The sequence below is a fragment of the Mycetocola sp. Y171 genome, from assembly GCF_056713165.1.
Window position 1 is genome coordinate 1405211 of sequence record NZ_JBWYGX010000001.1, and the last position, 22559, is coordinate 1427769.

General features: G+C 65.7%; 22 protein-coding genes. 11 read left to right on the plus strand and 11 right to left on the minus strand.

Annotated elements, in window-relative coordinates; all coding sequences use genetic code 11:
* Positions 1 to 3 precede the first annotated feature (3 nt).
* From AC1M2K_RS06730 to AC1M2K_RS06740, 3 genes are all read right to left on the minus strand, one after another.
* Entirely contained in the window at positions 4 to 1368 is a 1365-nt protein-coding gene (locus AC1M2K_RS06730; RefSeq protein WP_480240349.1) for an extracellular solute-binding protein, read from the minus strand.
* Between the two features lie 60 nt (positions 1369 to 1428).
* Positions 1429 to 3153 carry a glycoside hydrolase family 13 protein gene (locus AC1M2K_RS06735; protein WP_480240350.1) on the minus strand — a complete coding sequence of 575 codons (1725 nt, stop codon included), beginning with the start codon at positions 3151 to 3153 and terminating at the stop codon, positions 1429 to 1431.
* Between the two features lie 119 nt (positions 3154 to 3272).
* Positions 3273 to 4283 carry a LacI family DNA-binding transcriptional regulator gene (locus tag AC1M2K_RS06740; protein ID WP_480240351.1) on the minus strand — a complete coding sequence of 337 codons (1011 nt, stop codon included), beginning with the start codon at positions 4281 to 4283 and terminating at the stop codon, positions 3273 to 3275.
* 281 nt (positions 4284 to 4564) lie between these two features.
* Between AC1M2K_RS06740 and AC1M2K_RS06745 the strand changes: the two genes are divergently transcribed.
* From AC1M2K_RS06745 to AC1M2K_RS06760, 4 genes are all read left to right on the plus strand, one after another.
* The gene (locus tag AC1M2K_RS06745) at positions 4565 to 5518 is read left to right on the plus strand and encodes a carbohydrate ABC transporter permease (protein WP_480240352.1); all 954 of its coding nucleotides are present in this window, start codon (positions 4565 to 4567) and stop codon (positions 5516 to 5518) included.
* The gene (locus tag AC1M2K_RS06750) at positions 5515 to 6423 is read left to right on the plus strand and encodes a carbohydrate ABC transporter permease (protein WP_480240353.1); all 909 of its coding nucleotides are present in this window, start codon (positions 5515 to 5517) and stop codon (positions 6421 to 6423) included. The genes AC1M2K_RS06745 and AC1M2K_RS06750 overlap by 4 nt, the downstream gene beginning before the upstream one ends.
* A gap of 62 nt (positions 6424 to 6485) precedes the next feature.
* A complete protein-coding gene (locus tag AC1M2K_RS06755; RefSeq protein ID WP_480240354.1) occupies positions 6486 to 7823 on the plus strand; it encodes an ABC transporter substrate-binding protein in 1338 nt (445 codons plus the stop codon).
* A gap of 89 nt (positions 7824 to 7912) precedes the next feature.
* Entirely contained in the window at positions 7913 to 9421 is a 1509-nt protein-coding gene (locus tag AC1M2K_RS06760; RefSeq protein WP_480240355.1) for a glycoside hydrolase family 36 protein, read from the plus strand.
* 63 nt (positions 9422 to 9484) lie between these two features.
* On the opposite strand, the gene AC1M2K_RS06765 is transcribed toward AC1M2K_RS06760, so the two are convergent.
* The gene (locus AC1M2K_RS06765) at positions 9485 to 10642 is read right to left on the minus strand and encodes an ROK family transcriptional regulator (RefSeq protein WP_480240356.1); all 1158 of its coding nucleotides are present in this window, start codon (positions 10640 to 10642) and stop codon (positions 9485 to 9487) included.
* 48 nt (positions 10643 to 10690) lie between these two features.
* Positions 10691 to 11878, minus strand: coding sequence for a MarP family serine protease (locus AC1M2K_RS06770; RefSeq protein ID WP_480240357.1), 1188 nt, complete (start codon positions 11876 to 11878; stop codon positions 10691 to 10693).
* Positions 11879 to 12000: 122 nt separating this feature from the next.
* On the opposite strand from AC1M2K_RS06770, the gene AC1M2K_RS06775 reads away from it, so the two are divergent.
* The gene (locus AC1M2K_RS06775) at positions 12001 to 12294 is read left to right on the plus strand and encodes a glycine zipper domain-containing protein (protein WP_480240358.1); all 294 of its coding nucleotides are present in this window, start codon (positions 12001 to 12003) and stop codon (positions 12292 to 12294) included.
* Between the two features lie 118 nt (positions 12295 to 12412).
* Here the strand turns inward: AC1M2K_RS06775 and AC1M2K_RS06780 are convergent, their stop codons facing one another.
* The 6 genes from AC1M2K_RS06780 to AC1M2K_RS06805 form a co-directional block, all read right to left on the minus strand.
* Complete coding sequence (locus tag AC1M2K_RS06780; RefSeq protein WP_480240359.1) at positions 12413 to 12781, minus strand: hypothetical protein; 369 nt, start codon at positions 12779 to 12781, stop codon at positions 12413 to 12415.
* Between the two features lie 68 nt (positions 12782 to 12849).
* On the minus strand, positions 12850 to 13365 hold the full coding sequence (locus AC1M2K_RS06785; protein ID WP_480240360.1) for a metallophosphoesterase family protein: 516 nt from the start codon (positions 13363 to 13365) through the stop codon (positions 12850 to 12852).
* A 98-nt stretch (positions 13366 to 13463) separates the two neighbouring features.
* Entirely contained in the window at positions 13464 to 13709 is a 246-nt protein-coding gene (locus AC1M2K_RS06790) for a hypothetical protein (protein ID WP_480240361.1), read from the minus strand.
* A 61-nt stretch (positions 13710 to 13770) separates the two neighbouring features.
* Entirely contained in the window at positions 13771 to 14427 is a 657-nt protein-coding gene (locus tag AC1M2K_RS06795; RefSeq protein ID WP_480240362.1) for a PRC-barrel domain-containing protein, read from the minus strand.
* Positions 14428 to 14461: 34 nt separating this feature from the next.
* The gene (locus tag AC1M2K_RS06800; RefSeq protein ID WP_480240363.1) at positions 14462 to 15106 is read right to left on the minus strand and encodes a hypothetical protein; all 645 of its coding nucleotides are present in this window, start codon (positions 15104 to 15106) and stop codon (positions 14462 to 14464) included.
* Between the two features lie 98 nt (positions 15107 to 15204).
* On the minus strand, positions 15205 to 16209 hold the full coding sequence (locus tag AC1M2K_RS06805) for a LacI family DNA-binding transcriptional regulator (protein ID WP_480240814.1): 1005 nt from the start codon (positions 16207 to 16209) through the stop codon (positions 15205 to 15207).
* Positions 16210 to 16445: 236 nt separating this feature from the next.
* On the opposite strand from AC1M2K_RS06805, the gene AC1M2K_RS06810 reads away from it, so the two are divergent.
* The 6 genes from AC1M2K_RS06810 (at position 16446) to AC1M2K_RS06835 (ending at position 22491) form a co-directional block, all read left to right on the plus strand.
* Positions 16446 to 17666 carry a sugar ABC transporter substrate-binding protein gene (locus tag AC1M2K_RS06810; protein WP_480240364.1) on the plus strand — a complete coding sequence of 407 codons (1221 nt, stop codon included), beginning with the start codon at positions 16446 to 16448 and terminating at the stop codon, positions 17664 to 17666.
* A gap of 52 nt (positions 17667 to 17718) precedes the next feature.
* A complete protein-coding gene (locus AC1M2K_RS06815; RefSeq protein WP_480238781.1) occupies positions 17719 to 18690 on the plus strand; it encodes a carbohydrate ABC transporter permease in 972 nt (323 codons plus the stop codon).
* Between the two features lie 121 nt (positions 18691 to 18811).
* Positions 18812 to 19564, plus strand: a complete 753-nt coding sequence (locus AC1M2K_RS06820; protein WP_480240815.1) for a carbohydrate ABC transporter permease — start codon at positions 18812 to 18814, stop codon at positions 19562 to 19564.
* Between the two features lie 61 nt (positions 19565 to 19625).
* Entirely contained in the window at positions 19626 to 20423 is a 798-nt protein-coding gene (locus AC1M2K_RS06825) for a ThuA domain-containing protein (RefSeq protein ID WP_480240365.1), read from the plus strand.
* Complete coding sequence (locus AC1M2K_RS06830) at positions 20420 to 21568, plus strand: Gfo/Idh/MocA family protein (RefSeq protein WP_480240366.1); 1149 nt, start codon at positions 20420 to 20422, stop codon at positions 21566 to 21568. Before AC1M2K_RS06825 ends, AC1M2K_RS06830 begins: the two co-directional genes overlap by 4 nt.
* A 200-nt stretch (positions 21569 to 21768) precedes the next feature.
* On the plus strand, positions 21769 to 22491 hold the full coding sequence (locus AC1M2K_RS06835) for a hypothetical protein (RefSeq protein ID WP_480240367.1): 723 nt from the start codon (positions 21769 to 21771) through the stop codon (positions 22489 to 22491).
* Positions 22492 to 22559 lie beyond the last annotated feature (68 nt).

Genomic DNA, 22559 nt, shown 5'->3' on the forward strand with positions numbered 1-22559 from the left:
GGATCAGTCGGCGTCGATCAGAGCCTGGATGTCAGTGTTCACCTTCGCGAGAAGGGCGTCGACATCCGCGTTCTCGTCGGTGAGCACCGCCTGTACGACCACATCGAGCGCCGCATAGAGTTCCTGCGTATGCGCCACCGGTTCACCGACGATCGTGCGGCCCTCATTGCCTTCAGCGAAGAAGGCGACCTGGTCCTGCGGAACGTTGATGTACTCCTCGATCCAGCCACGGGAAGTGTCGAGTGTCTCCTGGTCGAAGATCGGAAGCGCCGGGGTTCCCACCGCCTGGTCCGACTCGGCCAGCGTCTTTGCGTCCCGCACAGCGGCATCCTCGTCCACGAGTTTGTTGAGGTCGTAGAACTCGATCCACTTCACGGCGGCGTCCTTCACCGCATCGCTTGCCTTGACGTTGACGGCGTTGAGGGTTCCTCCGCCCATCACCGCGGCATCAGAGCTGTCTGACAGCGGGATCGCGGCGAGCCCGTAGTGAGCCGGGTCGAGGTTGTTCTCCCTGGTCAGTGACGTGAACAGGTCGGAACCGCCGGTGTACATGCCGATCTGCCCGGCCGCGAAGGCCTGGTTGATGGTCCCCCAGTCGAAGAGGAAGTTGCTGCCCATCGAGTTGTCCTCCCAGCGCAGCGCCTTGAGGAATTCGAGGGCTTCCTTCGTGCCGTCGTTATCTGCGGTGACGGTGATGGTGTCGCCGTCGACCTCCTCCAGCGTGCCGCCGCGGGCGACGGTCGCCGCGGTGAGCTGCCAGCCACCGGTGTTGGCCTGGGTCATCTGCATGTAGCCGGCCTGGCCGGTCTTCTCGGAGATGATCTTCGCGTACTCACGGACCTCCTCCCAGGTGGTGGGCGGCTTGTCCGGGTCCAGCCCCGCCTGCGTGAACAGGTCCCTGTTGTACTGCAGGCCGATTCCGTATGCCTCGCGCGGGATCGCGAAGATGTTGCCGTCGGCGTCCTGTGCCGCCTCGAGCACGCTGGGGTTGAACGAGTCGTAATACGGGAGCGCCGTGACCTGTTCGGTGATGTCCGCGAGCTGGCCGTTCTCGATCAGAGTGCGGGCGTCGGTCAGCGGGATCCTGAAGACGTCAGGCAGGGTGCCGCCGGCGAGTTGGGCGGCGAAGGTCGGCGCCGTCCACTCGTACTCGACCCCCTCGACGTCGATGTCGGGGTAGGTGTCCTCGAACTGGGCGACCTGCTCGTCGAACGCGTCGAATGCGGCCTGCTCGGTGCCGGGGATGAGGCTCACAACGGTGAGTTTGGTTTTCCCTGGTTCGGATTCCGCCGGGGCGCATGCGGTGAGCATGCCCACGGTGACGAGACCGGCCACTGAGAGGTGGACGATCCTTCCTGGTGACTTCATTGTCGTGCCTTTCTGCGTGTGGTGCTGGGATGTGATGGGAACGGAGATCTGAGGGTCGCGTTATCCGGGTGGTTGTGTTGTGCGGCTGATCCAGGCCGTCGTGTCCGGCGGCAGGAGCCCGTTTTCGAGGGGTGAGCTGCAAAGCAGGACACGGTTGTGGGAGGGCAGTGCGATCGCTGTCGCCGAGAGGTTGCTGATGCTGCAGAACGACTCGCCCCTCGCGAATGCAAGGGCTTCGGTCCCCGTTTCGAGCCAGGCGAACGATTCATCCTGCAGGGCCGGCAGAGTCCGCCTCAGCCCGAGTGCCCGCTGGTAGAGACGCAGCATCGACGAGTCGTCGTTGCTCTGGGCGTCGACGGTGAGCGCCCCCCAGTCCGCCGGCTGGGGCAGCCACGGCGTCGAGTCCGCGGGGCCGAAACCGAACGGGGGTTCCGTGCCGCTCCATGGAAGCGGCACGCGGCATCCGTCCCGCCCAGGGTCGACACCGTCCGACCGGAAATGCATCGGGTCCTGAAGCCAGCCGAGGGGAAGGTCCTCGACCTCGGGCAGACCCAGTTCGTCGCCCTGGTAGATGTAGAGCGAGCCGGGGAGCGCCGCGGTGAGCAGGGCGGCCGCACGTGCCCGCCTCGTGCCCCGTTCCCGGTCGGTGGGGATTCCGAATCGCTTCTGCGTGAAGGCGAAGGAGGAATCGTCGCGACCGTAACGGGTGACAGGGCGGGTGACGTCGTGGTTCGACAGCACCCATGTGGACGGTGCCCCGACCGGCGCGTGAGCGCTCAGGGTCGTGTCGATGGAGATGCGCAGCGAGCGGGCATCCCACGGCCGGGTCATGAAGTCGAAGTTGAATGCGGTGTGCATCTCATCAGGACGCAGGTACTTGGTGAACCGCTCGATGTCGGGGAGCCAGATCTCACCGACGAGGATCCTGGTGCCGTCGTATTCATCGGCGATGGCGCGCCACCGCCGGTAGATGTCGTGCAGTTCGTCCCTGTCCGTGTTCGGGTGCTCGCCGTGGCCCGGACTCGCCGGAATCTCGGGGAGTTCCGGGTCCTTCACCAGGAGGGCCGCCGAGTCGATCCGCACACCGGCGACGCCCCGGTCGAACCAGAAGCGGAGAATGTCCTCGTGCTCACGTCGCACATCCGGATGGTTCCAGTTGAGATCCGGCTGTTCCGGCGTGAACAGGTGGAGATACCACTGCCCCGGCCGGCCGTCAGGGTTCGTCGTGCGGGTCCACGTCTCGCCCGAGAAGTTCGACACCCAGCTCGTAGGCATCTCGTCTCCGTTCGCACCCGATCCGTCGCGGAACCAGAAGCGCTCCCGCTCAGGGGACCCGGGGCCGGCGTTCAGCGCATCCTGGAACCAGGGATGCTGGTTGGAGATGTGGTTGGGGACGATATCGATGATCGTGCGGATGCCGTGGTCGAGTGCGGCGGTGATGAGCTCCTCAGCCGCCGCCAGGTCGCCGAACGACGGATGGATGCTGCGGTAGTCGGCCACGTCGTAGCCCCCGTCCGCGAGCGGCGAGGCGTACCAGGGCGTCAGCCAGATCGCGTCGACACCGAGATCGCGGAGGTAGCCGAGCCGGGACCGCAGCCCGGCGAGATCCCCGGTTCCGTCGCCGTCGCTGTCGGCGAAGCTCCTCGGGTAGACCTCATAGATCACGGCGTTCCGCCACCAGCCGGCATCGCCGACGGGCGCCCCGGAGACCGTCGTCGCGGTCACGGTCGGCACCGGCTCGGCCTCACCCGAGCCCGGAGTGCGAGCGAACGTGGTGGAGTCCATCAAGGTCCTTCCGGTCAACGCCGATGTTGGCAGGACCGAATGTATCCTTACGAACAATTCAATGCAAGAAGTTTACAAATAGTAAGAAACTTACTTTGCTTGCACGGAATTACGCGGAATTACACGGGTGACACGGGAGCCGTCGACCCCCGAACCACCAATTCCGGTTCGAAGAGAAACTCGTCGGGGGTCGCGGCGCTGTCGGAGATCTGCGCAATCAGGAGGTCGATGACCATCCGTCCCATGGACTCGATCGGCTGCCTGACCGTGGTGAGCGGCGGTTCGGTGCAGTTCATCAGGGCCGAGTCGTCGTAGCCGATGATCGACACGTCGCCTGGCACAGAGAGTCCCGCACGTCGAACAGCGCGGATGGCGCCCAGTGCCATCGGGTCGCTCGCGCAGACCATCGCGGTGACGCCGGCGGAGAGCAGGCGGGTCGCCGCAGCCTGGCCCGCCTCGAGGGAGTAGAGCGAGTGAACGACCTGCTCCGGGAGGAACTCGAAGCCTGCGGATGCTGCAAAGCGTCGGGCTGCCGCCAGCTTGCGCTCGGAAGGGACGTGGTCTTCCGGCCCGAGGATGAGGCCGATCTTCGTGTGGCCGAGCTGTCGGAGGTGGCCGAGCGCCAGCTCGGATGCCACGGCGTCATCGCAGGAGACAGTGTGGAAGTCGAGGCCGGCGATGGGTGCATTGACGAGCACCGTCGGCATGTTGAGTTCGGTGAGCCGACGGTAGTGGTCGTGCGGGGCGTCGCGCTGGGTGTACTGGCCGCCGGCGAAGACCATGCCAGATACCTGCTGCTGGAGGAGGAGTTCGACGTACTCGGATTCCGAGATGCTGCCCGCACTCTGCGTGCAGAGGACGGGTGTGTAACCGTTCTGGGCGAGCGCCCCTCCGACCACTTCACCGAAAGCGGGGAAGATCGGGTTGGTGAGTTCGGGGAGGAACAGGCCGACGAGCCTGGCCCGTTCGCCGCGCAATTTGCTCGGCCGCTCGTAGCCGAGCACGTCGAGAGCGGTGAGCACGGCCTGTCTGGTCGCTTCGCTCACCCCGGGCTTCTCGTTGAGCACCCGGCTGACGGTTGCTTCACTGACTCCGACCTTTTTCGCGACATCCGCAAGCCTTCTCGACATGCGCGCAAGTTTACGCAAGTTGCACGCAAGCGAGAGCAAGGAGTTGCTGCGGATCGACTCGCGCGGCGGCCTCGGGCCGGGCGCTCAACGCGACCCGGGCCATTGTGCGGCGTCAGGCCCGCGACCCCGCGCGGCGGCGCAGGACAAGAAGAGTCGTTCCACCGAGTAGTAACGCCAGAGCAGTCAGAGGTTTTGCAAAAGTGTTGACAAAACCCGGTAATGATGTTTACCTAACTGTGGCCCACGGTCGGGCCCCCAACCGCCCATGAAGGAGGTTCTCGATGACGAGAACGACGCTGGAGCGCACACGCAGTCGCGCCCCTCGCGGTACGGACGACTCCCGGGTCACCAGTCCAGGACCATCACGGCTCCGCCGCGCAGAAAAGTGGGCGGCGCTCGTTTTGCTGCTGCCCGCACTGCTCGGGTTCGTCGTGTTCTACCTTTACCCAACGGTCCGCGGCGTCTGGTACTCGATGACCGACTTCAACCTGCTCAACGATCCAACCTTTTTAGGCACTGCGAACTTCGAGCAGCTCGCCGCAGACCCGCAGGTGTGGGACTCACTCCGGATCACCGCGGTGTTCGCGGTCCTGAACATCATCATCGTGATGCTGCTCGCCCTCGGTCTCGCGGCATTCATGCAGCGATTGCACCTACGCAACTGGGTCCGCTCGCTCCTGCTTCTGCCCTGGCTCGTACCGAACGTCGCGATCGCGCTCATCTGGGGCTGGCTGCTCGACGCGAACGTAGGGTACCTGACCCAGCTTTTGAAGTCGGTAGGGATCAAGGGGGTTTCCTTCTACAACAGCGACGCCGCACTGTGGATCATCATCGTGATCTCGGTGTGGTCGGGTCTCGGCTACACGGCGCTGCTGCTGTACGCCGGGATGCTGCAGGTTCCCAATGAGCTCTACGAGGCCGCAGCCCTGGACGGGGCCAGTGAGACCCGGATGTTCTTCCGCGTCACTGTGCCGCTGATCCGCCCGGTGCTCGCTCTCGTTCTCGTGGTGTCACTCATCGGCTCGTTTCAGGTGTTCGACCTCGTCCAGGTCGGGTATGGCAACAACCCGATTCCGGAGGTGAGAGTCATCTATTACTACATCTACCAACAGGCCTTCTCGTTCTACAACATGGGCTACGCGTCGGCGATCGCGATTCTTCTCGTCGTCATTCTCGGCGCGTTGACATTCGTGCAGATGCGTTTGATGCGCGCCAACCGATCGGATCTCTCATGAGTACGGCAACCGCGGGCAACAGGTCGAGCGTGCGCCTCAGGCCCGGCAGAACGGCCGCGTGGATCATCATCGCGATCGTGGTGGTCGCAACCGTCTTTCCCTTCTATTGGATGGTGCGCACCGCGCTCACGCCAACCGCTGACCTGGTACCGCAGGCGTCCCAACTCTGGCCGTCGACTCCGACACTGATCAACTTCCAGCGGGTGCTCGGGCTCACGAGCATCGAGGAGTCGGTCGCGGCTGGAGGAACCGGAGCGAGCATCGACTTCGTGCGCTACACGATCAACTCAGTGCTCTATGCCGGATCCATCGCCGTTCTTCAGACCCTCTCGTGCGCAGCCGCTGCCTACGCGTTCGCTCGACTGAGATTCCCCGGTCGCGACGTTCTCTTCGGCGTTATCCTGGCCGGCCTGATGATCCCCGGGATCTTCACACTTCTGCCGAACTTTGCCCTCATGCGTGAACTCGACCTGCTCAACACCATGCTCGGTCTCGTCGCGCCGGCATTGCTGATGAGTCCATTCACCATCTTCTTCCTGCGCCAGTTCTTCCTGTCTCTCCCCAGAGATGTGGAAGAAGCGGCGATGCTCGACGGGGTCGGCAGTCTCGGACGTTTCTGGCGGATCGCTCTGCCGCTGAGCCGTGGCCCGATCGCCACGATGATGCTCATCACCCTCGTGGGTATGTGGAAGGACTACCTCTGGCCGCTCGTCGCGGGCAACTCAGAACTGACCCGCGTCCTCACCGTGGCACTCGGCGTCTTCCAGCAACAGTCCCCGAACACGGCGCCGGACTGGACCGGCCTCATGGCTGGAGCGACACTGTCGGTCCTTCCCGTGCTGCTGATCCTCATCTTCCTGGGCAAGCAGCTCATCCAGTCACTCAACTTCTCCGGCGGCAAGTAGTAGCACTCACCGCAACACCCTTGCACCTGTTACGCACCATCACTGTGATCGAAAGGAATGGCATGAAGAGAACCACACCGCTTGCAGCACTCGGAGTCGCGTCGCTGCTCGCACTCACCGCGTGCTCTGCCGGAAGCGAAAAAGGCGGCGCCGAAGCCGTCACGCTCGACTACTGGCTGTGGGACGACACCCAACTCCCGCTCTACCAGGAATGCGCGGATGACTTCACGAAAGAAAATCCGAACATCACCATCAAGATCACCCAGACCGGGTGGGCGCAGTACTGGCAGAACCTGAGCACCCAGATCACCGCCGGGACCGCCCCGGATGTCTTCACGAACCAGATCTCGTACTACCCGCAGTTCGTGCAGAACAACCAACTGCTCGACCTCACCGAGAACGTCGAGGCGTCCGACATCGACTTCGCGGACTACAAGGAGGGGCTCGCCGACCGTTGGGTCACCGACGGCAAGCGCTACGGCTTGCCGAAGGACTGGGACACCGTTGCGTTGCTCTACAACGTCGAAGCCGCAACCGAAGCCGGCTATACCGCCGAACAGCTCGGCACGCTCACCTGGAACCCCGATGACGGTGGTTCCTTCGGTGAACTCGTGAAGGCGATGACGGTCGACGGGGCCGGCCGCAACGGACTCGACCCGGCCTTCGACAAGAACGACGTCGTCCGTTACGGCTACTACCCCGAGTGGGCGGATGGCGCCGTCGGCCAGAACGGATGGGGCAACTTCGCTCACTCGAATGGCTTCACCTACACGGACGACGAGGGGATCCCGACCACATTCAACTTCGATTCCGAGCCCCTCGTTGAAACCGGTGCGTGGCTTCAATCGCTGATAGAGGACGGCTATGCCCCGAGCTTCGACGCTCAGTCCACGCTCGGCACGCAGGCCGTGATGGAGAACCAGAACGTGGCATCCACCATCACCGGCTCCTGGATGGCGTCGACCTACCTCGCTGAGGATGCGCCGGTCGAGTTCGCCTTCGCGATGGTTCCCGAGGGTCCTGAAGGGCGAACTGCGGCAACCAACGGGCTGGCCGACTCGGTCTGGGCCGGCACCGAACACCCGGAGGAGGCCTATCAGTGGGTCGAGTACCTTGCATCTGCTGACTGCCAGGACAAGGTCGGCGCAGCCGGCCTGGTCTTCCCAGCGCTGAACTCGGGCACTGAAGCCGCGCTCGCCGCACGAGACGCAGCCGGCTACGACTCGTCCGCATTCGCCAGCGTCGCCGACGCAGGGGAGACCTTCTCGATCCCCGCCTTCGAACGGTCGGCCGAGGTGAACACCGCGATCCAGGATGCGATGCAGGCCATCGCCCAGGGCGCGGACCCCGCTGAACGGCTCAAGGAAGCGAACGACACCGTCGAGGCACTTTTCAAATAACCATCAGTAGAACAACGACCGGTTCCGAACCGGCCCACGACGGCGGAAGTGGTGTCTCACCACTTCCGCCGTTCAGTCAAGGAGAATCCATGCCACCTGTAACCCAGGCACCAGTCCCGATGCAGCTCACCGGGTCCGTCACCGAACGGCCTGATTGGGCCTCCCCGGCCAGCGGGGTCGACGAGACGTTCATCACAGCATCGCGGGTGTCGATTCTGCACGCCCTGGCCGGTGGGGAGGTCTACCGCAATGGGCAGAACTCCTGGTCGCCGACTGGATGGCGGCGCCTGTCGGAGCAGCCGCTGCGGGTCGAGAGCCCCCGCAGGCGGCAGACCGCGGACGACACCACCTGGGACGACCCGGCGCGTCACCACTCCTCCTGGATGATGGTGGTCACCGATGGCGCGCGGTCGCTGCTCCTCGGTTGTCTGGAGGGTGAGACACCGCGATTGCATGCGGATCAGGATGTTCTCGCCGCATGGACCGAAACCGGGAGCGACGCGAGCTGGGTGCTCGTCACAGCGCGCAGCGAGCGCGAGGTGATGGAACGATACAAGCAACTGCTCATCAGCCGTTACGGAGTACTCGCGCCAGATCCAGGCAATGTGTGGTCATCGTGGTACTCCTTCTACGAAACGATCTCACGCCAGGATCTGGACCGCATCGTGCCTCAGCTCCCGGCGCTCGGCTTCGACACGGTGCAGATCGACGACGGCTGGGAACGGCTCGTCGGCGACTGGCATCCGAATGCGAAATTTGCCTCAGGAATGAAGGATGCTGCGTCCGCGATCACCGACACCGGCATGCGCCCCGGGCTCTGGATCGCTCCCTTCATTGCGTTGCCCTCTGCCGAGATCGTGCAGAAGAACCCCCAGATGCTCCTTCGCGGCACCGATGGGGCGCCAGTTCGCGCCGGATCGAACTGGGGCGCCGACTACTACACCTTCGACTTCACCAGAGACGATGCGCTCGGGTTCCTCACCGACACGGTAAGCCGTGCTGTCGACGACTGGGGATTCAGCTATCTCAAGCTCGACTTCGTGAATGCCGGGGCAGTCGCCGGTGTGAGGAGCCAACACATCGATCGTGAGGCGGCGTATCGAACCGCGATGGAGACGATTCGCTCAGCAGTGGGGCCCGATGTCTACCTTCTTGGGTCAGGCGCGCCGATCTTCCCCTCCCTCGGACTCCTGAACGCGGTGCGCACCGGACCGGATGTCGCTCCGATGTGGGACAACTACGCCAGTGACGACCCGTCGGATGCGATGGCCCGCAACGCCGTCTTCAACGGCGTCAACCGCCTCTGGATGCGTGGGTTGATCGGGCTCGACCCCGACGCGGTCTACTTCCGGCGGCGACAGAATCTTCTGAGCGACGAGCAGATGCAATGGTTGCAGGACTGCGCGACCCTGTCGGACTTCAAGGCGGTGTCTGACCCGCCCGAGTGGCTGGACGAAGCGGACCTTCCGTCACTGCGCCAGTTCCTCGCCCAAAAACCCGCTACCGAATATGTCGACCGGTACCGCTATCGCATCGGATCTCGACTTGTGGACTTCCAGCCGGCGATCGACGGCGGGCCATCGCTCTACGCGATCTGACCCCTCTTCTCGGGCAAGCACCCGGTCGCAAGCGTCGCGGCCGGGTGCTTTACTCGTACCTGATCAGGCTGCTGTTGTCGGGCGGAGAGGAGGCAGAAGTTTGTCTCCGTAGAGACTGCTCTCGACGGCAGCCATGGCGAGACGGATGGCACCCCGCGCTACGTGGTCGCCGCCCATCGTCGATACCCGTATCTCCGGCATCCGCACGACACTCTTGTTCAGCATGGCGCTGAACTCGGCGATCCAGAGGCCAGCCCACTGAGTGCTTCCACCACCGAGGACGACGATTTCAGGGTCGAGGGTGAGCACGACGGCCGCTGCGCCCGTGGCGACATCACGCGCGTATTTCCAGACCAGTTTCTTGGCTTCAGGGTTCGAGCGCTGAGCTTGTTCGAACGTCCATGCGGCGCGTTCGTTCTCCTTGAGGGACTCCGGTGAGCCGGCGAGCGGATGAAGTCGCTCGATCGCAGTGTGCCACCGGACCGCGGGGAGGGCACCGATCTCTCCTGCGGCGCCGCCGTGACCCCTCACGACCTGGCCGTTCACCATGGACGCGGCGCCGGTGCGCTGGCCGGCGAGGATGAAGACGACGTCGCGAGCGCCGCGGGCCACGCCCCACTCGTGTTCAGCGAGGAGGGCGAGCTTGACGTCGTTCTCGACGCGGATCGGGCAGGTGAATCGGCGGCCGAGGTGCGCGACCAGGTCGACCTCCGCCCAGTCCGGCAGTGGGCTCACCATCGATGTGCGGCCCTCGTCATCGACGGGTCCTGTCACAGCCGCGCCGACCGACCAGATGGCATCCGTCGGAACGCCCGCCTCGGCCAGTGTGGTCTCTAGTGCCGCATCGACCGCTGACAGCCGCTCGGTCGGTGCCGCGGTCGGTTCGACGTCGAATTTCCTGCTGAACAGTACTTCGCCGGCAAGATCGGCCAGGATGACGCTGATCCGGTGCACCCCGATATCCAGGCCGACAAGTGTTCCGACTTCTGCCCGGAACCGGAATCGCTGCGGCGGGCGGCCGCCCTGTCCGTCTGACGTCGGGTCGACGACTTCGATCCAGCCCAGGTCGATGAGTTCGGTCACCAGCGACGTGACGCTCGGCCGGGACAGGCCCGTTGCCCGGATCAGCTCAGTGATGGTCTCGTTGCGGCTAACCCTGATTTCTCGGAGGGCGCGTAAAAGATTGAGTTCACGAACTCCCGGTTTCTCGCGCGCGGTCACCCTCCTATCCTCTCGCGTTCCACGCCGAATGACGGCACGACAGAGCGGTCAGCGCGCGACGCAGGCGCCTGACTCCACGGCATCCGTCAGTTCCGGAGCCTGCGCGATGACCGGCAGCACCTCTTCCATGGCGAGGGCGTAGCCCACGTTCTCGGTGCCGTCCGACTTGGCGAAGATGACCCCCGCGACAGCGCCGTCGACCGTGAGCAGCGGTCCGCCCGAGTTGCCCTGCTGCACGTCGGCGGCGAGAGTCGTGATCTCCCGCGGAACGGGGTTCGCACCGTAGATGTCGCCCACAAGCGTCGGGCCGCTCGACAGGACCTGAGCGGCCTGCGCCGAGAACGGACCGCCGAACGGGTAGCCCATGAATGCGGCATCCGTCCCGCTCGAGAGCGTGGGGGAGACACCGAGCGGCGCAGCGTCGAGCCCGTCGACCGCGATCACCGCGAGGTCGTCGACGGGGTCGAAGTACACGATCCGCCCCGACTTCGGCAGGTCACCAGGCACCTCGACGACGAGCTCGGTCACACCGGCAAGTACGTGCGCGTTCGTGAGAATGCGGTCGTCCGCCGCCACGAATCCGCTTCCGACGCTTCCGGTTCCGCACGAGGGCGCGTTGCCGGTGATTCGCACGACGGAGCCGGCCGCAGCCGTCAGCGCGGGGGAGTCCAGCGCGACGTCGGGGATCGACGGCGCGGTCGACGGCACCCCGACTGCGTCGATGAGGCGCGGCAGCCCGTCGGTGAGGATCGTCGACCGCAACTGCGCCAGGAAGGATGCCACGGGGCGCGGCGTGAGGTCATCGAGAGTCCGCAGAACATTCGACGACGCCATCGCCTGGGTGAGCACGGGGGCGCCGAGCGACTGCGCGCTGAAGGCGAGCAGGGAGAGAACGACGAGGGTCACGGCGACGTTGGCAACGGCCCCGAGCACCCGGTCCACCACCCGCAGCGGGGTGCGGTGCAACGGTTTGCTGAAAACGTTGCCGAGCGCGACCCCTGCGGTGTACCCGATCGAGACGAGCAGCACGGCCGCGAGCAGAGCGAGCGGCACCCGCCAGGCCGACAGCGCGGCGAAGGTGGAGATCAGCGGAAGCACGAAGAACGCCGCGATCGCACCGACGATCATGCCGACGACGCCACCGACGACCCGGAACAGCCCGCGCGTGTACCCGTACACGACCGCGAGGACGAGTGCGACGATGAGCACGACGTCGAGAACCAGCGCTGCTGTCACTGCTACCGTCCGCCTCCTCGATCGACGGCAGGGCTCTGCCGGACAGCCAGTCTAGATCGGGATCTGGGGAAATCCCCCGAGCGGCGGATGCCCGCATCACGGCATCCGCTTAGCGTGAGCACATGGGGACGAACGAAGACGATCGCACACCGGGCGGGGACGCCGGCGCGGAGGGCGCTGCTGAGCCGGGCGAGCAGACATACGAGAAGCAGAGTCAGTTCATCGGTGTCGGAATCGCCCTGGGAGTGAGTATCGGCACCGCGCTCAGCGTCGCCCTCGACAGCTGGGCCTTTCTCGGCCTGGGCATGGCGATCGGCGTCGTCTTCGGTGTGGCGATGGGGCAGTGGAAGCCGGAGCCGGGTTCGGACGCGAGCGAGAACTCATCTGAGCAGGAGCCCGACGACCCGCGCCCCTGATCAGCGCGAACCGTTGACGTTCGCGCTGCGCGAAGCGCAACGGCGACTTGCCCCGAAAGGTCGTTCGCGGATGCTGATGGCAACCATTCGGGGCAACTCGACGTCGGTACGCGCGTCGTCAGCGTTCGGAGCCGGTGGCATCCGTTTCGGGAGACGAACTCGACGCGATGGCGTCGCTGTCGAGAGCATCCGTGAGCTGGGAGACCGTTGTGTCCTGGTTGTCCGTTCCAGGCTCGACCTCGCCGTGGGTGTTGCTGAACATGTGCTGGTCGTTCTCGGAGTCGTCCGACGACGTCTCGACATCAGCCTCGTCGACATCGAGGAACGCGGCATCCTGTTCGACCGGTTCGCCGGCGACCGCGTCGTTGGTCACGGTCTCCTGGGCAAGGGCGGCCTCGTCCTTCGGGTCGCCGACACCCCAGACGCCACCCTCGGACGTCAGGCCGTCGGTGGCGGGGCTTTCGTCGTTGACGTTCTTGTCGCTCATTGTTCTCCAATCGTCGGAGCTTCACGGTAGGCAGTACCGGAAACAAGCGGCAAGGGGCTTGCGCGCCCTCAGGGTTTCGGTGTGGGAGTGACGGCGACGAGGTCGACCTCGCGAAGCACTCCGGCGTCTGCGGTCGCCGTCATCATCGTGCAGACGGGCTGGCGGCGGCGATCGGTCGGTGAGCCGGGGTTCAGGAGGCGGAGCCCGCGCGGCGTCGTCGTGTCCCAGGGGATGTGGCTGTGCCCGAAGACCAGCACGTCGGCATCCGGGAACTGTGCCTCACTCCGCGCCTCCCGCCCGCTCGCCGAGCCCGTCTCGTGAATCATCGCGAACCGGATGCCGTCGATCGTCACTTGGGCGATCTCAGGCAGGCGTGCCCGTAGCCCGCCGCCGTCGTTGTTGCCATAGACGCCGATCAGCCGGGCGGCCCGCGACTCGAGCTCGTCGAGGAGGGACTCGGTCACCCAGTCTCCGGCGTGGAAGACCACGTCGGCCTCGTCCACGGCCTGCCAGACCTGGTCGGGCAGCGCCCGCGCCCGTTTCGGGACGTGGGTGTCTGCGAGAAGCAGCAGGCGTGTCGGCATGCTCGCATCCTTTCACGGGTGCTGGGTGCTGGGTGCCGGGTGCAACGGAAAGCCCGGCGCCCCGGGTGTCGGGGTGCCGGGCCTTGAGTCCTGCTGGATCAGTCGCTGGAAGCCGGGGCGACCTGATCGAAGTCGTCACCTCCGGTGTACAGCTCGCCCGTCGTCGCGTGGCGCTCGTCCAGGTGTTGCTCCTCAACTGCTTCGGCTTCAAGCGCGGAGCGGATGTCTCCGTCGGTGTCCGGTTTCTGGACCGGTGCATCGGCGACCGCGTCGTTGCTCGCGGTCAGGTGGGCGGTGGCGTCGACCGTGTCGGGGTCGCCCCCGGTCATCGCAGAATCGCTCAATTTTCTTCCTTCCTTCGGTCAGGGCCGTCCGGTCTGCATCGTGTGCAGGTCGGGAGCCGGCTCATATGTTCCTGGGGGGATCTGTGCGGTCGATCGTCGGCTCGCCCGCTGGGGGCGTTCCTTCGGTCGCCGGGTCGTAGCGGCGAAGGCGGGCGTGCTTGCCCGAGTGTTCGCCTGTGTGTGCTCCGTCGTCTGCAGGGGGCGCGTCGCCGAGCGGTTGCTCGCTCAGTCGGAAGTCGCGGGGCTCGTGGGCGTCGTGACGCGTGGCGTCCGTCTCGCGCGTGCCGTCGGCATCCGTCGCCGTGCCCGCGGTAGGAACCGGAGTCACCGTCTCGCCGTTCGGGCCGACCTGGTACTCGCGTTCCGGGTACTCGTCCGGCCGTGCCGTTCCACCGTCGGTGTCGACGTCTGACAGGCCGTAGTAGCGGTAGAGCGCCTCCTCGTTGTGCGGGGAGAGCGCCTCATCTGCATCGATCCGCGGCGCCTCTTTGAGCGTCTCCCGGTCGATGTCGACGTTGACCTTCTCGCCGTCCCACGTGGCGTTCGCCAGCGGGACGAAGGTCTCCTTGTGGCCGAACAGGCCGGTCTTCACCGTCACCCAGTTCGGCGCACCGGTCGACGAATCGAGGAACACCTGCCCGACGGTGCCGAGTTTCTCGTTGTCCCTGCCGACCACCGGGGCGCCCTGAAGACCGCCGATATCGCGTGAATCAAGCATTCTTTCTCCTCATTCTGAAACGGATGCCGTGGGCTCAGCGGCCGAGACCGGCGCGGTCGACTCGACGGTGGAACCGCATGCCGGCGATGCCGCCGAGGATCGCTCCGCCGAGGCTGACGAGTGCGGCCAGGATCGCGGTGATGATCCCCTCGACGGAGAGGTCGTCGGTGCTTGTCGGGATGCGCGGGAACGTGTTGAGGTCGGCGAGGATGTTGTTGCCGATGATCAGGCCGAGGATCGCGGCGACGACGGCGATGACGACGGCCCAGATCCAGACGGCGAGCCCCTGCTTGGCGCCGCTGAAGCGGGCCATCCTGCCGGCGACGTATCCGCCGGCGTAGTAGGCGACGAAGAGGATCACGAGGACGATTATCGCGTAGACGAGGACTCCGCCGAACGGAGTGCTCACCGTCTGGTCGACCGCTTCCTCGACGCCTCCGGTCACCGCGGTCGCGATGCCCGCGGCGAGGGCGCTCAGCAGGACGACGAGGCCGGTGGCAGCGAGCCAGCCGAAGAAGGCCGAACCGAACTTGATGCCGCCGAACTGCTCCTTCTGCCGCTCGGTGACCTCTTCACGATAGGAGGCCTGTGGTTCTGCGGGGACCGCTCCGTGGGCCTCTGGCCCTGAGGAGTGTGCCTGGGTGCGTGCATCCGGGTCGCTGTGGTCTGAAGTGCTCAAGGTGTTGTCCTTTCACGGGGAGATACCAGTCAAGGCGCGCGGTGTCGCCCGGTGCAAGGGGGTTGCGCTCGGCTGCGGAGACGAGGGACCCTGCGCCGTCAGGCGCGCGGGGGAGCGGTCGAGTCGCCGGGCTCGAACGCGCACATCACCAGGGCCTGGCGGTCGTGGTCGTTCTTTCCCTCGAGCTGGTCGATGAGCAGTTCCACTCCTCGGCGCCCGAGTTCGATGCTCGGCGCACTCATCACCGTGAGCTCCGGGTCGCTCATCGCCGCCATCTCCTTCGACGACGCGATCAGCACGATCGACAGGTCGTCGGGCACCGAGACGCCGAGCCGGTTGAGGCCGTTGACGAGGCCGGGAGCCGCGTGCTCGTTCATCACGACGAGCGCCGTCATGTCTGGTGCCGCCTTCACGAGACCTGCGGCAGCATCCCGCCCCGCCCCTGGATTCTCGTCGCACGAGGTGAGGAACGCGGTCAGCCCGCGCTGCGCCATGATCGTTTCAAACGCCGCACGGGTGCGCACGACGGGACCGTACCCGCGGAGGGCGCCGCTGCCGACGCCGCCGTCGAGCAGCCCGATCGAGGTGTGCCCGAGGTCGACGAAGTGCTGGATGGCTGCGGCGACCGTGTTCTCAAAGTCGATGTCGACGAAGTCCAGTGCTGACGGATCCGCGGTGCGACCGATGAGAGCGAAGGGTGTGCCCGACTTCTGCAACTGTTCGACCCGGGGGTCTTCGACCTGCACCTCCATCAGGAGCACGCCGTCGACGAGCCCGGTCGAGGTGAGTTCGTCGAGTTCGGCGTCGTTGCCCGCCGGCCAGAGCACGAGGTTGTAGCCCAGTTCGCTGGCCGTGCTCGCCGCGCTCGTGAAGAAGTCGACGACGGTTCCGCGGAACCGGTGCTGGAGAGCGGGGTAGAGCAGAGCAAGGATGTGCGTGCGTTTGCTGGCCAGCGCGCGGCCGACCGCATTGCGACGGAAGCCCAGCTCGAGCATGGCCGCTTCGACCTTGGCCCGGGTGCCGGGGGAGACGGGCTTGGTGTTGTTCACGGTGAAGGAGACGGTCGCGAGCGACACGTTCGCCAATCTGGCGACATCCTGCATGGTGGCCACGGCGCCCCTTTCGATCCATTCTGCGCTCGCCGCCGCGCGGTGAGGTGAGTGTGCGTCGAAGTCTCTCACAGAAGACATACACTTCCGCACCATTCCGGGCGAGAACAGTAAAGCGCTTAACTTTTTTCTTGACAAGCCCGCGGATGGGGCACAGACTCGGTGGAACAGCCTGACGGTTAAGCGCTTTACCGGCACACAGACGTACCGACCTGGCAAGGGAGCCACACATGAAGAAACGCACACTGACCACCCTGCTGGCCATCGCGGCCATCACTCCGCTCGCGCTCACGGCGTGCGCCGGAGGTGGCGGAAGCACGTCGAGCGGAGATCCTGACACCCTCACGATCCTCGACTACTACAACAACGAGCCGGACAAGACTCTGGTCCAGGCGGCGCTCGACAAGTGCGCTGAAGAACTCGACGTGAAGATCAAGCGCGAGACCGTCCCGGGCAAGGACCTCATCCAGAAGGTTCTGCAGCGCTCCTCGTCGAAGACGCTGCCCGACGTGCTCATGCTCGACAACCCCGACCTGCAGGAGATCGCCGCGACCGGCGGACTCGCCCCGCTCAGCGACTACGACGTCGACACCTCCGGTTTCGCCGACGGCATCCTCGAAGCGGCCACATACGAGGACGAGGTCTACGGACTCGCCCCGACCGTGAACACGCTCGGCCTCTTCTACAACGAAACCCTCCTCGCCGAAGCGGGCATCGAGCCGCCCACGACCTGGGACGAGCTGAAGACCGCCGCGGCCGCACTCACCACCGGCGACCAGTACGGCCTCGCCTTCTCCGGCATCGCCACCTACGAGGGCAGCTGGCAGTTCCTGCCGTTCATGTGGACCAACGGCGGCGATGAGACCGACCTCACCACCCCGGAGGTCGCAGAAGCACTGCAGCTCTGGGTCGACCTCGTCGACAGCGGCTCCGCGTCGAAGAGCGTCATCAACTGGTCGCAGGCAGACGTCAAAGACCAGTTCGTCGCAGGCAAGGCAGCCATGATGATCAACGGACCGTGGCAGATCCCCGGCCTGGCCGAGACGCCCGACGTGAAATGGGGCACCGTCCAGGTCCCCGTCAACGACGAGAGCCAGACCCCGATCGCCCCGCTGGGTGGCGAAGTCTGGACCGTCCCGGTGACCGGTGACGACGAGAAGCAGGCGAAAGCGGCATCCTTCGTCGAGTGCATCTCGAGCGACGACAACCAGCTCGAACTCGCCACCGAGCGGTTCACGGTCCCGACGAAGACGGAACTGGCCGGCGAGTACGTGGCCGCAGTCCCCACGATGGAAGCCTTCACCGAGCAGGTCGCCAACGCCCGCTCGCGCACAGGAAAGCTCGGCGAGGAATGGCCTGAGGCCGCGACCGTGATCTACACGGCGATCCAGCTCGCGCTGACTGGCCAGGCGTCTGCAGAGGATGCCTTCAAGCAGGCCTCAGCAGGATAATCCACCTCTCCAGAGCAGGGTGTTCCGACGTGAACGCCGAAAGGTTCCACACATGACAACGACACGTCTCACCAGCGAGCCGGCTCCGGCCGCCTCCGAGGGCGCGCCTCGTCGGGGCACCCTGCCACGCCGCTCACTGAAACGGCAGTTCTCGAAAGAAAACATCACGAAGATCCTCTTCGTGGTTCCCGCCGGGCTCTACATCCTGCTGTTCTTCGGCTACCCGGTCGTCAAGAACGTCGTGATGAGCCTGCAGGACTACACGACGAAGACCTTCTTCACCGGGGAGGCGCCCTGGGTCGGACTGCAGAATTACGTGACAGTGGTCACGAGCAACCTGTTCGGCCCCGCGCTCCTCAACACGGCGCTGTTCACGATCGGGTCGATTCTCGGCCAGTTCGTGATCGGCCTGGCGCTCGCGGCCTTCTTCAAGCGCCGCTTCCCGCTGAACAACTTCCTCCGCGCCATGCTGCTGTTGCCCTGGCTTCTCCCGCTCATCGTGGCGAGCGCCACCTGGCGATCCATCCTCGACCAGGACAGCGGCATCCTGAATCGCTTCCTCGGCACCTTCGGGATCGAAGCCATCCCGTGGCTGACCAGCCCGGCCGTCGCCCTGACCGCCGTCATCATCGTCAACATCTGGGTCGGCATCCCGTTCAACGTGACCATCCTCTACGGCGGTCTGCAGGACATCCCCGACGAGCTCTACGAGGCCGGAGCGCTCGACGGTGCGACGGGCTGGAAGGCCTTCTGGCACATCACCTGGCCGAACCTGCGCCCGGTCGTGAGCGTCGTGCTTCTGCTCGGCGTGGTTTACACGCTCAAGGTGCTCGACATCATCCTCGGCCTGACGAACGGCGGGCCGGCGAATGCGACGCAGACCCTCGCCATCCGTTCGTACCAGGAATCATTCGTGAACTTCGAGTTCGGAGTCGGTGCTGCGTTCAGCAACATCCTCATCCTCATCTCACTGCTGTTCGCCATCATCTACCTCCGCGCCAACCGGCGCCAGGTCGACGAGTAAGGGGCCCGACATGACCATCGCACCCGTCGTTCTTCCCGTCCACACCAGTACCCAACGTCGGCGGAAAGAGAACACCCGCTCAGCCGGATACACCGCCCTCGGCATCGTGTTCCTCGCGATCATGCTGTTCCCGGTCTACTGGATGATCAACGCATCCCTCCAACCATCGGGCAACACGCTCACCGCGGACATCTTCCCGTTCAACCCGAGCTTCGCCGGGTACGAGAAGGCCATCGCCGACCAGGGTCAGAACCTGGTCACGAGCCTCGTCATCTCGCTCGGCACCGTCGTGCTCAGCCTGGCGATCGCCGCTCCGGCCGCCTATGCGCTCGCCCAGTTCAAGTTCCGCTGGATCAACATCGCCCTGCTGGCGATCATCATCTCGCAGATGATCCCCGGCATCGTCATCGCCAACGCCCTGTACGCCGCATACAACGACATCGGCCTGCTCAACTCAATCCCCGGCCTGATTCTCGCGGATGCCTCGCACGCGATCCCGTTCGCGATCCTGATCCTGCGGGCATTCATGATCGGCATCCCGCCGTCGATCGTCGAGGCCGCCAGGGTCGACGGCGCCGGCCTCGTGCGGGCGTTCGTGTCGATCGTCGTGCCGATCAGCCGCAACTCGCTCATCACCGCAGGGCTGTTCGCGTTCCTCTTCTCGTGGAGCGACTTCCTCTTCGCGCTCACCCTCACCACCACCGAGGAGGTGCGCCCGGTGACGCTCGGCATCTACCAGTACCTCGGGACCCAGGTCGCGAACTGGAGCGCGGTGATGGCCACGGCCGTGCTGTCGTCGATCCCGGCCATCGTGCTGCTCGTCCTGGCCCAGAAGTACATCGCCGCCGGCGCCACCGGTGGTGCCGTGAAGTAGGCCCGCTTGTTTTCGCCGCCATGCGGCATCCGTCTGTCAGATCTCCATCGTTAGGAACACCATGTCGAACACCACTGCACACTCCAACGGCAGCCGCCCGCTGCGCGTCGTCGTCTGGGGCGAGAACCGCCACGAACAGCAGGAACCCGAAGTCGCGGCAATCTACCCCGACGGGATGCACAACACCATCCGCGAGGGGATCGAGGAGAACCTCGGTTCGCGCGCATCGGTGACCACGGTCACCCTCGACGACCCGGAGCACGGACTCACCGAGGACGTGCTCGTCAACACGGACGTCCTCGTCTGGTGGGGGCACGCAGCGCACTCCGAGGTCTCGGACGAGGTCGTCGAGCGGGTGCACCGCCACGTACTCGCCGGAATGGGCCTGCTCGTGCTGCACTCCGGGCACTGGTCGAAGATCTTCGGCAAGCTCATGGGCACCTCGTGCACCCTGCGCTGGCGCTCGGACCAGGACCGTGAACTCGTCTGGACCGTCGACCCGACGCACCCGATCGCGCAGGGCGTGCCGCATCCGTTCATCATTCCTCAGCAGGAGATGTACGGGGAGTTCTTCGACGTACCCGCCCCAGACGAGCTCGTCTTCCTGTCGACGTTCTCCGGTGGAGAGGTGTTCCGCAGCGGAATGACCTACAAGCGTGGCTTCGGAAAGATCTTCTTCTTCAGCCCCGGCGACCAGGACTACCCGGTCTACCACCAGAAAGAAGTGCGTCGCGTGATCGCGAACGGCGTCGAGTGGGCACTCACCGTGCGCCCCGAGCGCACCGACCCCGTCCTGCTCCGTTACGAGACCGAGGACTTCTACAACGGCATCGACTACCGGACGGCGACAGCGAAGTGAGTCTTTCCTTTCCTGTTCTCGACGGCACCGAGCCGATCCGTGTCGTCCAGGTCGGGGCAGGCGGCATGGGTCGCAACTGGATCCGGCTGCTCGCCTCCTCTCCCTCGGTTGAGCTCGTCGGGCTGGTCGACCTCAACGTCGACGCCGCGCACGGTGCACTCGCCGAGTTCGGGCTCACAGGTGTGGTCGTCGGGACGAGCGTCGCCCAGGTGGCCGCGGCATCCGGTGCCCAGGCCGTCATCAACGTGACGATCCCGGCCGCGCACCACCCGGTCAACGTCGAGGCGTTGTTCGCCGGGCTGCCGGTGCTGTGCGAGAAGCCCGTTGCGCCGACAGTGGCGCAGGGGCTGTCGCTCGCTGCCGCCGCCGAGGTGAGCGGACAGCTGCTGATGATCAGCCAGTCCCGCCGGTACTACCGCACGCTCGCCGCGTTCAAGGCGGAGGTCGCGTCGCTCGGCGATGTCGGTGTCGTCACGACCGAGTTCTTCAAAGCACCGCACTTCGGTGGGTTCCGCGAGGAGATGGACCACGTTCTCCTTGTCGACATGGCCATCCACCAGTTCGACGCTGTTCGTTACCTCCTCGACCGTGACCCGGTGTCCGTGTACTGCGAGGAGTTCAACCCGAGTTGGAGCTGGTACTCCGGGGATGCCGCGGCCACTGCCGTGTTCGAATTCGACGGAGGTGCCCGCTTCGTCTACACCGGCAGCTGGTGCGCCGACGGGCTCGAGACGTCGTGGAACGGGTCCTGGCGGGTCAACGCTGCCGGCGGTTCGTCCCGGTGGGATGGCGAGGGCGATCCCGTGACCGAGCGGGTGGCGTCTGCTGCTCCTTCCGGGACGGATGCTATCCCGCCCGCCGGCTCGGAGGCATCCGCTGAGGAGATCGGCGGCGCGCTCGCCGAATTCGTCTCCGCGCTGCGGACAGGCACCGTACCGTCGGGCGAGGTGCACTCGAACGTCTACAGCCTGGCCATGGTGGAGGCGGCCGTGCAATCGTCGTCCACCGGTGCGAAGGTGCAGATCGCAGACGTGCTCGATGCGGCGTACGCCGAGGCGCTCGCCGCCGAGCGTCGCCCGGATGTCCGCGCTGCGCTCGAGGCGTGGGGCGCCCCGCTGGGGGCCGACCCGCTGCTGGTCGAGTAGCCCGCCGCCCCGCTTGCCGGACCGAGGCGAAGCCGGGGGCAGCGTACGCAACGTCGGAGATTCTCGCTGAGGCATCCGCATTCAGATCGAATCGGTCGCTGTTCCGGAGTATCTCCGACGTTGCGAACGCCCGCGCCGCGTTATCGAAGGTTCACCGACAGACGACGCCCGCACGCCCCGCGGCCATCTAAGTTAGGGATGTGAGGAAACGACCCAGCGTCCTGCTGCCACTGGCGGTGGGTATCGTCGCGCTGCTGGGCTTCGGCTGGCTCTGGATCGTGCTCGAACCGGGCATGGCATCGCCGACCTCGACGATCATCTGGCTGATCTCCGAACTCGTCTTCGCCCTGGCCCTCGCCGTCCCGGCCGTCTGCCTCTTCTTCGTCATCCGGGCGATGCACATCCGCAGGGCCCAGGCACGCGAAGCGGTTGGGCCAGACGGCATCGGTGTCGCCAAGGCCCGCGACCTCCTCTGGTCGCTGTCGCACGGCCTGCTTCCGCAGACGGCCTCGCCAGGGGACATCCCCACGGATGCCACCGAGCTCGTGTTCGTCTCCGACCCGCTGCAGGTCGCTCTCCACTCGATTCCGGCGCCGAGCATGCGACGGCTTGTGCATGCGGCACGCGCCCTGGATGCCGCAGCGCCCACCCGCAGCGGCTGGGCCGCGGCGACATGGGCCGATGTCGCCGCCACCGATCGGCGTATCCTCATCCGTCTGCCTGACGGGCTGCTCGACATCCCGTACTCCGACATCACCGAGGTGCACCTCGCTCGCGGACAGGTCGTGCTCCGCGTCCGCGACCGCGCCCCGGTGTTGTTCGCCGGTGATGCTGCCGAGTCCGTCGCCGTCCTGGCCGTGTGGGGGAGTGTCGGTGAGTCAGCGCTGCGTCGTCACCCCGCGCTCGCCGAGTTGCGCACCTGAGTCTCCCGACAGGAGAAATGCGCCGCGGCGCACAATCGACAGGAGGGATCGCGCTCTCCTGAGGTCGG